General features: G+C 63.9%; 12 protein-coding genes. 8 read left to right on the top strand and 4 right to left on the bottom strand.

Annotation, left to right across the window (positions count from 1 at the left end; genetic code table 11):
* Positions 1-131 precede the first annotated feature (131 nt).
* From acnA to PBR20603_RS09130, 4 genes are all read left to right on the top strand, one after another.
* Positions 132-2,840: an aconitate hydratase AcnA gene (acnA, locus tag PBR20603_RS09145; protein ID WP_150559220.1), complete on the top strand. Its 2,709-nt coding sequence runs from the start codon at positions 132-134 to the stop codon at positions 2,838-2,840.
* 205 nt (positions 2,841-3,045) lie between these two features.
* The gene (locus PBR20603_RS09140; protein ID WP_150559219.1) at positions 3,046-4,533 is read left to right on the top strand and encodes a DNA-3-methyladenine glycosylase 2 family protein; all 1,488 of its coding nucleotides are present in this window, start codon (positions 3,046-3,048) and stop codon (positions 4,531-4,533) included.
* Positions 4,530-5,093, top strand: a complete 564-nt coding sequence (locus tag PBR20603_RS09135) for a methylated-DNA--[protein]-cysteine S-methyltransferase (RefSeq protein ID WP_150559218.1) — start codon at positions 4,530-4,532, stop codon at positions 5,091-5,093. The genes PBR20603_RS09140 and PBR20603_RS09135 overlap by 4 nt, the downstream gene beginning before the upstream one ends.
* Before the next feature lie 136 nt (positions 5,094-5,229).
* Positions 5,230-6,408 (top strand): DUF2863 family protein, encoded by a 1,179-nt coding sequence (locus tag PBR20603_RS09130; RefSeq protein ID WP_150559217.1) that lies wholly within the window; start codon positions 5,230-5,232, stop codon positions 6,406-6,408.
* Between the two features lie 124 nt (positions 6,409-6,532).
* On the opposite strand, the gene trmB is transcribed toward PBR20603_RS09130, so the two are convergent.
* The gene (trmB, locus tag PBR20603_RS09125) at positions 6,533-7,246 is read right to left on the bottom strand and encodes a tRNA (guanine(46)-N(7))-methyltransferase TrmB (protein WP_150559216.1); all 714 of its coding nucleotides are present in this window, start codon (positions 7,244-7,246) and stop codon (positions 6,533-6,535) included.
* A gap of 586 nt (positions 7,247-7,832) precedes the next feature.
* Here trmB and PBR20603_RS09120 point away from each other — a divergent pair.
* Positions 7,833-8,414, top strand: coding sequence for a BspC domain-containing protein (locus tag PBR20603_RS09120; protein ID WP_150559215.1), 582 nt, complete (start codon positions 7,833-7,835; stop codon positions 8,412-8,414).
* 98 nt (positions 8,415-8,512) lie between these two features.
* Here the strand turns inward: PBR20603_RS09120 and PBR20603_RS09115 are convergent, their stop codons facing one another.
* Both PBR20603_RS09115 and yaaA read right to left on the bottom strand, forming a co-directional pair.
* Complete coding sequence (locus PBR20603_RS09115) at positions 8,513-9,661, bottom strand: M14 family metallopeptidase (RefSeq protein WP_150559214.1); 1,149 nt, start codon at positions 9,659-9,661, stop codon at positions 8,513-8,515.
* A gap of 67 nt (positions 9,662-9,728) precedes the next feature.
* A complete protein-coding gene (gene yaaA, locus PBR20603_RS09110; RefSeq protein WP_150559213.1) occupies positions 9,729-10,508 on the bottom strand; it encodes a peroxide stress protein YaaA in 780 nt (259 codons plus the stop codon).
* A gap of 47 nt (positions 10,509-10,555) precedes the next feature.
* Between yaaA and PBR20603_RS09105 the strand changes: the two genes are divergently transcribed.
* Positions 10,556-11,068, top strand: coding sequence for a putative toxin-antitoxin system toxin component, PIN family (locus tag PBR20603_RS09105; protein WP_150559212.1), 513 nt, complete (start codon positions 10,556-10,558; stop codon positions 11,066-11,068).
* A 141-nt stretch (positions 11,069-11,209) separates the two neighbouring features.
* Positions 11,210-12,442 carry a pyridoxal phosphate-dependent aminotransferase gene (locus tag PBR20603_RS09100; RefSeq protein WP_246174490.1) on the top strand — a complete coding sequence of 411 codons (1,233 nt, stop codon included), beginning with the start codon at positions 11,210-11,212 and terminating at the stop codon, positions 12,440-12,442.
* Between the two features lie 132 nt (positions 12,443-12,574).
* Here the strand turns inward: PBR20603_RS09100 and PBR20603_RS09095 are convergent, their stop codons facing one another.
* Entirely contained in the window at positions 12,575-13,231 is a 657-nt protein-coding gene (locus PBR20603_RS09095; RefSeq protein WP_150559211.1) for a glutathione S-transferase, read from the bottom strand.
* A 569-nt stretch (positions 13,232-13,800) separates the two neighbouring features.
* Here PBR20603_RS09095 and PBR20603_RS09090 point away from each other — a divergent pair.
* Positions 13,801-15,357, top strand: coding sequence for a 3-hydroxyacyl-CoA dehydrogenase (locus tag PBR20603_RS09090; RefSeq protein ID WP_174977854.1), 1,557 nt, complete (start codon positions 13,801-13,803; stop codon positions 15,355-15,357).

The following is a 15,357-nucleotide window of genomic DNA, read 5'->3' as shown; positions in this document are numbered from 1 at the left end:
GCAGCACCCGGTACGCCGGACACCCGGCGCACTGGCGTCGCAGCGGGCACCCATGAGAGTGCACGCACGATGCCGCCCCCGCGAATCGCATCACCACCGCTTCGTTTTTCTGTATCACTCAAGGAAAGATCATGGCCCACAACCTCCACAAAACGCTTAAAGAGTTCAAACTCAGCGGCGACAAGAAAGGCAAGTTCTACTCGCTGCCCCAATTGGGTAAAGCCCTGGGTGTGAATGTCGAACGCCTGCCGGTGTCGATCCGTATCGTGCTCGAGTCGGTGCTGCGCAATTGCGACGGCAAGAAAGTGACGGAAGAGCACGTCAAGCAACTGGCTAACTGGAAGCCGAACGCCGAGCGTACCGACGAAATCCCGTTCGTCGTGGCGCGCGTCGTGCTGCAGGATTTCACCGGTGTGCCGCTGCTGGCCGACCTGGCCGCCATGCGAAACGTCGCCGAGCGTCAGGGCAAGAACCCGAAGCGCATCGAGCCGCTCGTGCCGGTGGATCTGGTAGTTGACCACTCGGTCCAGATCGACCATTTCCGCGAGAAGAAAGCGCTCGACCTGAACATGAAGCTGGAATTCCAGCGCAACAACGAGCGCTACCAGTTCATGAAGTGGGGGATGCAGGCGTTCGACACGTTCGGCGTCGTGCAACCGGGCTACGGCATCGTGCACCAGGTGAATCTGGAGTACCTGGCGCGTGGCGTGCACAAGAAGGACAACGTCTTCTACCCGGATACCCTCGTGGGTACCGACAGCCACACGACCATGATCAACGGTATCGGCGTGGTGGGCTGGGGCGTGGGTGGTATCGAAGCCGAAGCGGGCATGCTGGGTCAGCCCGTGTACTTCCTCACGCCTGACGTCGTCGGCGTGGAACTGACGGGCCGTCTGCGCGAAGGCGTGACCGCCACCGATCTGGTGCTGACGATCACGGAAATGCTGCGTCGCGAGAAGGTCGTCGGCAAGTTCGTCGAATTCTTCGGCGAAGGCACGGCCAGCCTGGCGCTGCCGGACCGCGCAACCATCGCGAACATGGCTCCGGAATACGGCGCGACGATGGGCTTCTTCCCGGTCGACGAAAAGACGATCGACTACTTCAAGGGCACGGGCCGCACGAAGAGCGAAATCGACGCCTTCGAATCGTACTTCAAGGCCCAGAAGCTGTTCGGCATTCCGAAGACGAACGACATCGACTATACGAAGACGCTCAAGCTGGATCTGGGCTCGGTCGCCCCGTCGCTGGCTGGCCCGAAGCGTCCGCAAGACCGCATCGAAATCGGCAATGTGAAGTCGACCTTCAAGGATCTGTTCACGAAGCCGGTGGCCGAGAACGGTTTCAACAAGACCGAAGAACAGCTCGAGACGACCTACAAGACCGACAGCGGCCTGGACGTGAAGAACGGCGATGTGCTGATTGCTGCGATCACGTCGTGCACGAACACGTCGAACCCGAGCGTGCTGCTTGCCGCCGGCCTGCTGGCCAAGAAGGCCGTGGAAGCCGGCCTGAAGGTCGCGCCGCACATCAAGACGTCGCTCGCCCCGGGAAGCCGTGTGGTGACCGAGTACCTTGAAGCCGCCGGCCTGCTGCCGTACCTCGAGAAGCTGGGCTTCGGCGTGACCGCCTACGGCTGCACGACCTGTATCGGTAACGCCGGTGACCTGACGGCCGAACTGAACGACACGATCGTGAAGAACGATCTGGTCGCCTCGGCTGTGCTGTCGGGCAACCGCAACTTCGAAGCCCGCATTCACCCGAACATCCGCGCCAACTTCCTGGCATCGCCCCCGCTGGTCGTGGCCTACGCCATTGCCGGCAACGTGACGCGCGACCTGATGACCGAGCCGGTTGGCAAGGGCAAGGGCGGGCGCGAAATCTTCCTGGGCGACATTTGGCCGACCAGCGAAGAAATTCACAAGCTGATGAAGTTCGCGATGAACGCGAAGGTCTTCAAGACGAACTACGATTCGGTCAAGGAACCGAGCCCGCTGTGGGCCAAGATCAAGGGTTCGAAGGGTCAGGTCTACGATTGGCCGACGTCGACGTACATCGCCGAGCCGCCGTTCTTCGACGGTTTCTCCATGGATCCGAAGACCGACATCGAGCCGATCCACGGCGCACGCGCCCTGGGCGTGTTTGGTGACTCGGTCACGACCGACCACATCAGCCCGGCCGGTTCGATCAAGGAAACGTCGCCGGCAGGCAAGTGGCTGCTTGAAAACGGCGTGCTCAAAGCCGACTTCAACAGCTACGGCTCGCGTCGCGGCAACCACGAAGTGATGATGCGCGGCACGTTCGCCAACGTGCGTATCAAGAACCTGATGATCCCGGCGAAGGAAGACGGTTCGCGCGTCGAAGGCGGCCTGACGATTCACCAGCCGAGCGGCGAACAACTGTCGATCTATGACGCCGCCATGAAGTACGTCGGCGAGAACACCCCCACGGTGGTGTTCGGCGGTGAAGAGTACGGCACGGGTTCGTCGCGTGACTGGGCCGCCAAGGGCACGCAATTGCTCGGCGTGAAGGCGGTCATCGCTCGTTCGTTCGAGCGCATCCACCGCTCGAACCTGGTCGGCATGGGCGTGCTGCCCCTGCAGTTCAAGGGTTCGGATAGCGCACAGTCGCTGGGCATCACGGGCGAAGAGACGTTCGACATCGAAGGTCTGACGGCCGACATCAAGCCGCAGCAGGATGTCACGCTGGTGATCCACCGCAAGAACGGCGAAACGCAAAAGGTGCAAGTCCTGCTGCGTATCGACACGCCGATCGAAGTGGATTACTACAAGCACGGCGGCATCCTGCCGTTCGTGCTGCGTCAACTGCTCGCCGCTGCCTGATTGGCGGTTCGGTAGTGACTCAGGCTGCCGGGTGACGATGCGTCGTCCGGCAGCATGCAAAACCCGGCCTCACGCCGGGTTTTGTCGTTTTGGACCCTGCTGCCGCATGCGGGCCTGTCATGTCCGAAAATGACTAGCACCGCCCTCGCCTCGCGCGTAGAGTGACGCCCATGTCCTCTGCCCCCGGCCTGCCGGCTGCCCGCCCATGACGCTCGATCCCGAAGTCTGTTACAAGGCTGTCTCCGCTCGCGACCGGCGTTTCGATGGCTGGTTCTTCGTCGGCGTGTCGTCCACCGGCATTTACTGCCGCCCGGTTTGTAACGTCCGTACCCCTCGCTACGAAAACTGCTCGTTCTACGGCAGCGCCGCCGCCGCCGAGAAGGCCGGGTTCCGTCCTTGCCTGAAATGCCGCCCCGAACTCGCACCCGGCGGCGCACGTTTCGACGCCACCCGAGAACTCGCCGATGCCGCCGCCACCATGATCGACGAGGGCTTCCTCAACCGTGCCGGGCTTCCCGCCCTGGCCGCTCGCATCGGCATCACCGAACGCCATCTGCGCCGCATCTTTGCCGACGAATTCGGTGTCTCCCCCGTCGAGTACGCGCAGACGCAACGGCTCCTGCTCGCCAAACGCCTGCTCACCGACACGGCGTTGCCTGTCACGGAGATCGCCCTCGCCTCCGGCTTCGGCAGCGTCCGACGCTTCAACGGTCTGTTCAAGACACGCTACGGTTTCGCACCCGGCCGGCTTCGCCAGCATGCACGCCATGCCGCCCTGCCCGACGGTGATCTCGTGTTCCAACTCGCCTACCGACCGCCGTTCGCCTGGCACGCCCTCCTCGACTTTCTCGGCGACCGGGCGATTGAAGGCGTGGAGGAACGTAAGGGAGACGTCTACACGCGCACGTTGAGCATCGAGCGGCAGGATGGGGAAACGGTCGCCGGATGGTGCCGCATCACGCCGCTGCCGGATCGCCACGCGTTGCAGGTGACGTTGCCGCCCGCGCTGGCCGGTAGCGTGCCGCAGGTGCTGGGCAAACTGCGTCATTTGTTCGATCTTGGCGCGCGTCCGGACGTGATCGACGCGCATCTCGGTCCGCTCGCCGCCACCACGCCCGGCCTGCGGGTGCCAGGGGCGGTCGACGGTTTCGAGATCGCCGTGCGCGCCATCGTCGGCCAGCAGATCACGGTCAAGGGCGCCCGGCGCCTGCTCGGACGGCTCGCGCAACGCTTCGGCACTCCCCTGCCTGTGCCAGCGCATGGCCTGACGCACACATTTCCCAGCGCGGCGCAATGGCTCGCCGTTCCCGCCGAATCACTGGGCGAAGCCGGTATCATCCGGCGTCGAATCGCCGCCATTCACGGGGTCGCGCAGGCGATGGTCGACGGCGGCCTGCGGCTCGACCCGCTGGCACCGCTCGAGGCCACCGTGGAGGCTCTGCTCGCGATCAAGGGCATTGGACCATGGACAGCGCAGTACATCGCCATGCGTGCGCTCGGCTCGCCCGACGCGATACCCGTCGACGATCTCGTGCTGCGTCAGGCCTTGGGCGTGGCCGATGGACGTGCCGTGGCCGCACGAGCGGTCCAATGGGCGCCCTGGCGCGCATACGCAGCGCTACATATCTGGCGGGCCGCCGCGCAAGTTCCGGCAGGTCAGCCGGTCGAGACTTTGCAGGAGGTGTGTGCATGATCCGCTACGAAACGTATTACGAAAGCCCGCTTGGCGAAATGCTGCTCGTCGCGAATGGCGACGCGCTCACCGGCGTGTATTTCTCGCATCAGAAGTACTTCCCGCAAGAAGGCGACGTGCGCCGCGATGGCGACGACATTGCCATCCTCAATGACGCGAAGCGCCAACTGGCCGAGTATTTCCACGAAGGACGACGCACGTTCGCGCTGGCATTGGCCCCCGAAGGCACGCCGTTTCAACAAAGCGTCTGGGCCGAACTGCGCCGCATCCCATTCGGCGAGACACGCAGCTATGGCGACCTTGCCCACGCGTTGGGCGACGCGAACAAGTCGCGCGCGGTGGGTGCCGCCAACGGGCGGAATCCGATAACGATTATCGTGCCGTGCCACCGCGTGATCGGCGCCGATGGCACCCTCACCGGCTACGCCAGCGGTGTCGAGCGCAAGCTCGCGCTGCTCTCGCTCGAGGGCGCAGCGCTGGCGCCGGTCACCGGCGCGGGTTCCGGGGCGACGCGTCGCACAAGACTGTCGGCGCCAGCCAATCTTGCGTTCGATTTCTGACGCGCTTCGCGTGCCGGCGTCGTGGCGCAAGGCGGGCTCGTGACGCCGGGTCGACGCAATTGGTGAGCGCGTCCCATCAATCGCGTTCACGCATGCCGTACAATCGTGAGTTCATGTATTCCTGCTTTGCACGACTATGCGCTCACGCACCGCCAAACGACTGACTCCCGACGCCGAAAAACTGGTCGGCCACGCGCTTGCGCTCGCCGCCTCCGGTAGCCGCATCGAAGACCGTTTCTGGGAAGCCCAGCTCGACACGTTGCTCACGCGCGTGCTGCGCACCGGCAACCAGCCGGCGATCGACGCGGCGCTCGATCATCTTCAGGCCAACCACAGCGAGGCTTATGGCGCGCTTGCAGACCTGATCGAATCGCAAAGCGAATCCGCCGAGCCGGAGGCCGAAGCCCAGGTGTGGGACGGTCTGCTCGTCGCCATTCCAATCCTTGCCTGGACACGGTACGCCATCCCCTCAGGGCCGGTGAAGGCCGACGCGCTCATGCCCGTTCGTGCGCATCTGCACGCCCACGTGCTGGCCGAATCGGCTCGTGTGGCGATCTCGCCGTACCTCTACAGCATCGATCAACTACCGCGCACGCATTGCGAATCTTGGAAAGTCACGCAACAGCTCGTGCGTGCCGCCGTCGATAATGCCGAAGTCAAGCACCCCGGCAATGATCTGCCGGAGACGGCGCCGATTCTTGCCGACCCGCGCTTCTTGCTGGCTGCCGTCACGGTCCCGAAGGGCGCGCCGATGTTCCGCTGGCAGGAAGACGGCGCACGTCATGCCGAGCGTGGCCAATGCCAGGAGGCATGGTCGGCTCAGGGCGGGCCGAATCTGAATGCACTGCTGCCGGGCTGTGAAATCGAGTGCCTGCTGCCCGACGCGTATTACGCGAGCTGCCGCGAAGCCGACGAGCGCATTCGTCCGCACACCATCCGCACAGCGCTGCGCTATCTCGAAGACGTGCTGACCTTGACCCCGCCCGAGTTGCGCGCCGTCGTGGCCGGCTTCGGCGAGCAGAACATCGACGAGTACCGCATCGGCTTCACGCAGCGTGGCAGCAACGACGTTATCTATGGTGTCGTGTGGCCGCTGTATGGCCGCGAGAACGGCGAAGTCGAAGGCGGCGCACTCGACGAAGTCACCGACTTGCTCAAGGCCTGTGGTGTAACCGAGATCCGCAAGCATCCGGGCCGCTTCGATCCGGAGTATTGCGACGATTGCGGCGTGCCGCTGTATCCGGACCCGATAGGCGAAGTCGTCCACGCGGAAATGCCGGAAGACGCCGAACCGAATCGTCCGCATTTCCACTGATCGCCATCGCGTCGCATTGACGTCGCATTGACGTCACATTGACGCGTTCCGGCGGTAAAAAAATGGCCGTGCGTTATCAACGCCCGGCCATTTTTGTTTGTGTGTGGCGCCAGGCCCCGCCAGCCTAACCCGATGACGCCAACGGCAGCGCAGCCGGTGGCAACGTCACGACGCACCGATGCAGTCCGTGCCCCGACGCCAGATACTTGCGCTCGAATGGCGTGATGGGCGCAACGCCCGCGTCTTCGGGCGACCATGCTTCCACCGCGGGGCGCACACCACTGAGCCACTCGACCGCCAGTGCGAATTCACCGATGTAGATATCCCAGTTGCTGCGGCATTCCAGCACGCCGCCGAGCGCCACCACCGTGGGAAAGACGGCATGAGCGTGCCAGCGTCGTGCGAGCTGACCGATCTTCGGCCACGGATTCGGATAGAGGATGTAGTGACGCGCCGGGCGGATACCGGCGTCAAACAGTTGCCGCCAGAAGTCGACGAGATCGGCGCGCACCCACACGAAATTTTCGGGCCACACACCATCCCACCAGTCTTTGCCGCGCACGATGCGGCTCTCCGATTGGTCGATACCGATGACGAAGTGATCGGGGAATTGGGTCGCCAGCCGCAACGTGCTTTCACCGACGCCGCATCCGGCATCGATGATCAGCGGTGCGGCGCCGGCGTCGCGCCACGCGGCGATGGCGGCCTCGAACGCTGCCGCGCTGTAGGCCGCCAGCGGCTTGCGAAACACTGCATCGCGATGACGGTTCACGAGTTCCGCCAGTTTGTCGTGCGGGCCGGTTTGAGCACTGCCTACAGTGCGCGAATTTGCGAACATGCGAAAAAGAGAAAAACGTGGGGTGCCCGAAGGCGATACCGCAATGCGACTCGTGCGAATGGCTTGAAAAACCCCGAAATGCGCTGCTATTCGAGCAATGGCGCTGCCGCAGCAGGTGACACAATGCGCCCCCTGCCATCGCCGGACAGTTGCCATTCCCGGGAAATGCGCGAAATGCGCGAGATCACCGCCGCTTCGGCGCGTCAGTCAGGCACGCATTGTAGCGTGCTGTAACTTTCGCAACGCGCAGTGTTACGTCTGAGCGCTTACCCCGCGGGCGTCGGCGACTTTTTTTCGGTTAAGATGGGAGTCGCTTTGCCGCCGCTTTTCAAAATGCGGCCAAGCCTCTTCGCGAGCGGCGCGTGCGAAAGACTTACACGATGAGTCATCGCACCCCCGCATTGCTCTGCAATGCTCAGGGTCTGTTCGCGTTAATTCCGGGCCACCCCAAGGGTATCCGCCCGAGATTATCGTGAGCAGCCCCTTACGCCCCCGAGAATACATCACAGAATGTCGAATCGATTTTTCCAACGCGCCGCAGGCGTCGTGTTGCGAGCCGTGCGCCAGGTCGCCGGCATCGCCGCCGTTGCCGCGCCGCTCTGCCTATCGGCCTTTACTGCCCCCCGTACAGGCCTTCACGCTCGAACAGCATCGCGCGCTGGTCGAGCAGTTGATCAACACGCGTCACGCCGATCCGCTCGTGGCCGATTGCGCTGCGCACGCCAGTTTCGTCGTCGCCACGCTGCCCGGCTACGAGAGTGTCGAGTATGGCGAGAACGCACTCGATCCGGAGCACGCCAAGGTCGCGCCCTGGTCCGGTCCGTTCGACGATCGCAAGCAACGTGTCGACGTCACGCAGATGGTCGAACTCGACGGCGTCGGCAAACGCACCAGCGGTCAGACGGACAACATCCACATCCGCTGCGGTTACGTCGACGGCCGCATGATGGGCTTCGACTACACGTCGCCGCTGCCGCAGGTCGAACAACCCGTGAAGCGGGCCGCACGCGGCAATACGCGCGGCAAGGCGTCTCACGCGAGCGCAAAGTCGGGTAAGCGCGGCACCACGGCCAAGTCGTCGGGAGGGAAGTCGTCGGCGAAAACGTCCTCAGCGAAGTCGAACAGCAGCAGCGCCAAGAAGAGCACGACGAAAAAGAAGTCGAACTGATCGCCTCAACGCGATCGGGTAGCTGGATGAAGCACGACGCATGGCGCGTCGTGCTTTGTTGCGTCCCTAAGCTGTCTCATGCGTTGTCTAAGCGTTGACTAAGCGTTATCCGCCTGCATCTGCGACCAGATCGCGGCAAGCATCGACGCACCCAGCGCCGCGCTTCGCGCACCACTCCAGCCGACTTGTGCGTCGGGACGGTTCGCGTTGTCCTTGAAAGGCATTTCCAGCGTGAGCGACAGGCAGCCGAAGCGATGGGCAATCCACTTCGACGCGAGTTTGAGCGACTCAGGACCATGCTTGCCCGGCGGATAGCCAAACTTGTCCTGGAAGTCGAGACTCGCGGCTTTCAGGCGTTCACCGAACGCTTTCTCACGCGCGAGGACGGCATCAGTTGCCCACTCGACGCCATCGTTCCCGGCGAGAAACACGTAAGGCAGCGCTTCGTCGCCGTGAATGTCGAAGAACATGTCGCAGCCCACTGACTCGATGGCCGCACGCACGTGATACACCTCGGGGCTGCGCAGCGGGTCCGGTTCGAGCCACTCGCGATTGAGGTTCGCGCCCGTTGCGTTCGTGCGCAGATTGCCACGCGCCGAACCATCGGGATTCATGTTCGGCACGATATGCAGCACCGCCTCGTCGAGCACGGCCGTGGCCAGCGGATCGCCCGCCCAATCCCCCGCGCCGAGCAGGCGGCGCAGCAACCCTTCCACGAACCACTCGGCCATCGTCTCGCCGGGATGCTGACGCGCGATCACCCAGATGTTGCGCTTGCCCGCACGCGGCTCGCCCACGGTAAGCAGCGTCATGTCTCGCCCGTCGACGGTCTGCCCCAGTGAGCGCGAACTCACTCGCGGCGAGTTCTGCGCCGTGCCGAGCAGCGCCAGATGACGCTCCTCCGGATACGGCTCGAAATACGCCAGATAGACGCTATCGTGCGCTGGCGTGAACGACACCGTCATGACCTCACCATCGTACGAAGTCGGCACACGGAACCAGGTCACGCGATCGTAAGAGGCGACTGCGCGGTAATTCTCCCAGCCACGCGGATAGGACGTCTGCCCCGCGTTATCAAACACGATCCGGCACAGCGTGCCGCCCACGCCCTGCACGCGAAAATGGAACCACTGCGCAAACTCGGCGGCGCCGTCCTGCGGAACACGAACGTGAATGTCGTCGGCACGCTCGGCACTCACCACATGGATGGCGCCGCTATCGAACTTGCTGCTGATGTGGACGGTCATGACTTGTCTCGCTGGCGGAAATGGAAAGCCCCGGGGACCTTCCCACGGGGCCGGAGGTCGGCTGGCGTCAGGCCACGCGACGGCGGAACACCCAGAGCGAATCGTTCGACACGCTGTCGTCGAATGCATAGCCCTCGCTATCGAACGCCTTGAGCTGCTGCACATCGGTCACGCCGCGCTCGATCGCATAACGCGCCATCAGACCGCGTGCCCGTTTGGCGTAGAAGCTGATGATCTTGTACTTGCCGCCTTTCCAGTCTTCGAACACCGGCGTAATCACCGGCGCGGCCACCAGACGGCGCTTGATGACCTTGAAGTACTCTTCGGACGCCAGATTCACAAGCACGCGACGCGTCTCGGCATGCTCCGCGAGCGACGCGTTGATCGTATGCGTCACGCGCTCCCCCCAGAACGCATACAGATCGCGCCCGCGCTTGTTGACGAAGCGCGTGCCCATCTCCAGTCGATACGGCTGCAGCAGATCGAGCGGACGCAGCACGCCATACAGGCCGGACAGGATTCGCAGGTGCTTCTGCGCGAAATCGAGCTGGGTGGCGCTCAGGGAGCGGGCGGCAAGCCCTTCGTACACGTCGCCATTGAAGGCGAGCACGGCCTGCTTGGCGTTGCTCGTATCGAAACGGGGTGTCCAGTCGGCATAACGGGTGGCGTTCAGCGCCGCCAGCTGATCGGAAATGCTCATCAGCGAGCCGACCTGAGCGGGGCTCAGTTCACGCAGGCCTTCGATCAGTTCGGCAGCGTCGTCGACGAACTGCGGCACGGTGTGCGTGCTCACGTGCGGCGGCGTTTCGTAGTCGAGCGATTTGGCCGGCGAGAGAACAATTATCATATCGGGTGCAGCGTTCCTGCGAAAACGAGAAACCGACATTCTATCCAATGCTTCAAAACGCTGTTGCCACGCCCGCCGAACGGGCCTTCGCCGAGCACATCGATACGCTTGCCACACCGCCGCGCGTAGTGCTCGATACCAATGTCTGGATCGATCTGCTGGTCTTCGACGATCCCGTTGCGCGGCCCGTGCGCGACGCCCTCGTCGAGCGCCGCCTCACCGCGCTCATGGCGCCGCGCTGCCGCGACGAACTCGCCGTAGTGCTCACCTACCCGCAATTCTCGTCACGCGCGATCGACAACGCCGCCGCCCTCGCCTGGGTCGATGCCCACACACACCGCATTGTGGTACCGGAAGACGCCCCACCCGCCGCCCAGCTACCGTTATGCCGCGACCGCGACGATCAGAAGTTCCTCGAAGCCGCACGTGACGGGCACGCACACTGGCTCGTCAGCAAGGACAAGGCCGTATTGAAGCTGCGCAGCCGCGTGGCCCGGCAGTTCGGTTTTCGTATCGTGACGGCGAGCGCGTTCACGTCGTTGCTGATGCCGAGCGCGTAGGCGCCAATGGCCCGATCGGAATGGCCGCAGAACGGGTTAAGGAATGTCCGAAATCGAAGGCCCGGCTACCGCGCATCGGCCGCATGCCAAGCGCAGCAGCGTTAGAATGACGGCCTGATCACTGCATCGTCCATCGTATAAATGAACGCGCCTCACACCGCTTCCACCGCACCCGCCGCATCCGCCGCATCCGCCGCATCCGCCGAGTCAACCCCTCAGGCGCTGACTGCCCCGCCGCTCGCCTCGCGTTTGCCGAACGTCGGCACCACCATCTTCACCGTGATGTCGGCGCTGGCTGCCGAGAAGCAGGCGGTGAACCTGGGGCAGGGCTTCCCCGACTTCGCTTGCGATCCGAAGATCGTCGACGCCGTCTCGCGCGCCATGCGCGAAGGCCACAACCAGTACCCGCCGATGGCTGGCGTACCGGCGTTGCGTCAGGCCATTGCGGACAAGATCGGCAACCTCTACGGTCAGCAATACGACTGGAACACGGAAATCACGGTCACGGCCGGCGCCACGCAGGCGCTGCTCACGGCGATTCTCGCGAGCGTGCATCCGGGCGACGAAGTGATCGTGTTCGAGCCGACGTATGACAGCTATGTCCCGTCGATCGAGCTGGCCGGGGGCAAGCCGGTGTTCATCACGCTCGAAGCGCCCGAGTTCCGCATTCCGTTCGACAAGCTGGCAGCCGCGATCACGCCGCGCACGCGTCTCATCCTGTTCAACACGCCGCACAACCCGAGCGGCACCGTGTGGCATGAGCAGGATCTGGCGAAGCTCGCCGAGATCGTGGCGGGCACCGACATTCTGTTGATCTCGGATGAGGTCTACGAACACATGGTGTACGACGGCAAGCGGCACGAAAGTGTGGCGCGCCATCCGGAACTCGCACGCCGCAGCTTCATTGTGTCGAGCTTTGGCAAAACGTATCACGTGACGGGCTGGAAGGTCGGCTTCGTGGCGGCACCGGCCGCTCTCTCGGCGGAATTCCGCAAGGTGCATCAGTTCAACGTGTTCACGGTCAACACGCCGATGCAAGTCGGGCTGGCGGACTACATGCGCGACCCCGCCCCTTATCTCGAACTCTCGGGCTTCTACCAGAAGAAGCGTGACCTGTTCCGTGAAGGTCTGGCGGGCACCCGCTTCAAGCTGTTGCCGTGCGAGGGCACGTACTTCCAGTGCGTGGATTACAGTGCGATCAGCGACATGAGCGAAGGCGACTTCGCGCTGTGGCTGACCGGTGAGATCGGTGTGGCCGCCATTCCGGTCTCGGCGTTCTATCATGAGCCGCACGAATCGGGTGTCGTGCGCTTCTGCTTCGCCAAGCAGGACGACACGCTGCGTGAAGCGCTGTCGCGACTGGCGAAGATCTGAGCGCTGACAACCGTCAGCGCACGGTAAAAAGGGCCGCAATCTAAAGCATTGCGGCCCTTTCGTTTTACGACGGCGAATCATGCGAGGCACGGGGGACTCCCCTTCTCGCCTGACCGATGGCGGACGGCTGACTTACCCCGCCTTCTTCGCCTGCTGTGCCTGTTGATAGGCCTTCTGATCGGCGCGCATACGCTGAAACGACTCGCGCTCGGCGAGTCGCTTGCTATACGCCTTCCAGTCGATGCCGGCCGCTTGCAGGAAGTCTTCGCCATAGACCGCTTGCGTGGCCATACCGAGGATCGGCAGATGTATACCGGCCGCGACGTCCGCCATCGAGAACGTGTCGCCCGCCACGTACGGCGCGAACTTCGCCAGCCGCTTGAACGCCACGATGTTCCGGCGCAGCAGCTTCTCCGTGCGATTGCGCGTGCCTTCCGACACCGTGCCGCCGAAGAATGCCTGCGTGTACACCTCGCGCACCACCAGTTCCAGATGCAACTCCGTCATCGTCAGCAGTTCGCGCTCCTTGGCCTGCTGCCACGGATCTTTCGAGAAGAGCGCGGGAGACGGATGCGCCGCCTCAAGGAAATCGCAAATCACTTGCGATTCGGTCAGAAAACCGTTCTCCGTCTCCAGATACGGCACCTTACCGAGTGGCGAGCATTGCAGCATCCACTCTTCCTGACAGGGGACCGACTCTAACGCTTCGAAGGGCAAGCCCTTCTCGTACAGCACAACCTTGACCTTGTTGTAGTAGTTACTGATTGGAAAGCCGTACAGCTTCAACATGATGTCTCCCATGCGGCATGACCAGCACCTCTGTTGTCGTTGAGGCGCCGTAGTCCGTGCGCAGTTTCATGATGCGTCCCTGGCGCGCCGCCCCAATGCGGTGGCGGCGTCTCGTTAGCAGCCGGTCGCGGCTCGCGCTTGCGGTATCGTCGCCGGACTACGCCATCACGGCGTAGTGTTGCCCGTCGCCACGGATGGCGATGGGTGCGGCGAGTACCATTGCGACTGGCGGCCACCCGCAGTGTAACGGCATCGCACGACCGTTCGCACGACTCACGCCCCGGAAGGCGTCCCGAAATCCGCCACCGAACCCGACGGCATGCGCCCGCCCGACGCCAGTCAACCGCCGACCGCCCAGCGGAACAAGCGCTGGCAGCCGCAGCGAGATCGGCGACAATAGCGGCAACGCGATAGGGCATCGGTTTGCATCACTGCGCAACTTGGCAGGAAATTCATTTCCCGACCGACCGGTCGGACGATAGAATATCGAGTCACGCCGTGCTGCCCCATGCAAGCCAACAGAACAACACCGATCGACGACCATCGACACCAACCTCGAGACACTCCGAATGACTGCATCCTCCTCCCCGGCCCCTGAGAACACCCCGGCCAAGGCTATCGATGTGCTGGGCATCGTCGGTGCCGGCGCCATGGGCCGTGGCATCGCCCAGATCGCCGCGCAAGCCGGTCTGCGCGTGAAGCTGTATGACACCAACGCCCAGGCCGTGCAAGCCGCGCTGCAAGCCCTGCGTGACACGCTGGACAAGCTCGCCGCGAAGGGCAAGATCGAGGCGTCCAGCGTCGAGGCGACGATGGGGCGCCTGCAGGCATGTCATGCGCTTGAGGACCTGGCCGATTGCCAGCTTGTCGTCGAAGCCATCATCGAGAAGCTCGAGATCAAGCGCGACCTGTTCCGCTCGCTCGAAGGCATTGTCGCGGCCGATGCGATCCTCGCGTCGAACACCTCGTCGCTGTCGATCACGGCGATTGCGGCAGCGTGCGAGCGTCCGGCGCGCGTGGCCGGGTACCACTTCTTCAACCCGGTGCCGCTCATGAAGGTGGTCGAAGTCATCGACGGCCTGCGCACCGCCCCCGAAGTCGGCGACGCGCTGCTCGCGCTGGGCCAGCGCATGGGACATACCGCCGTGCGCTGCAAGGACATGCCGGGCTTCATCGTCAATCACGCGGGACGCGGCATGAACACCGAAGGCCTGCGCGTGGCAAGCGAAGGTGTGGCGAGCTTCGCCGACATCGACCGCATCCTGCGCGAGCAAGCCGGCTTCCGTCTCGGCACGTTCGAGTTGCTCGACCTCACCGCACTCGACGTCTCGCACCCGGTGATGGAGTCGATCTACCACCAGTTCTACGAAGAGGCGCGCTTCCGTCCGTCGCCGATCACCGCCGTACGTTTCGCCGGCGGGCTGCTCGGCCGCAAAGTGGGCGAAGGCTTCTATCGCTACGTCGACGGCAAGCAACAAGTCCCCGCCGAAGCCCCCGCCCCCGACACCCTGCCGGCCAGCGTCTGGGTCAGCCGGGCCGATGCGCGCGGCTTCGCCGCCGTGGTCGAACTGCTGGGTGCGACCGGCGTGAGCATCGAAAGCGGCGACAAGCCGTCGGAGACGGCACTGATCGTTGTCACGCCGCTGGGGCTCGATGCCACGACCTGCGCCGTCGAACAAGGTCTCGACGCAACGCGCACCGTGGCCGTCGACACGCTGCTGCCGCTCGCCGGGGCGAAGCGCCACACGCTGATGACCACGCCAGTCACGACGCCCGACGCGCGCCGCGCCGCGCATGCGCTGTTTGCCCACGGCGGCACGCCAGTGACGGTGATCCGCGACTCGGCGGGTTTCGTCGCGCAACGCGTGATCGCCACCATCGTGAATATCGGCGCCGACATCGCGCAGCAACGCATTGCTACGCCGGGCGACATCGATCGCGCCGTCACGTTGGGTCTGGGCTACGCCAAGGGTCCGCTCGCACTGGGCGACGCTGTCGGCGCACGCCAGTTGCTCACCGTCCTGCGCAATCTGCAATCGTTCTACGGCGACCCGCGTTATCGCCCGTCGCCGTGGCTCTCGCGCCGCGCGCAGCTCGGCGTGTCGCTGCTCACCGAAGAACAGTGA

The sequence above is a fragment of the Pandoraea bronchicola genome, from assembly GCF_902459805.1.
In the GTDB taxonomy this organism is placed as follows: domain Bacteria; phylum Pseudomonadota; class Gammaproteobacteria; order Burkholderiales; family Burkholderiaceae; genus Pandoraea; species Pandoraea bronchicola.
The sequence above is the reverse complement of the archived record's forward strand: the minus strand, read 5'-3'. Positions and strand labels throughout refer to the sequence as shown.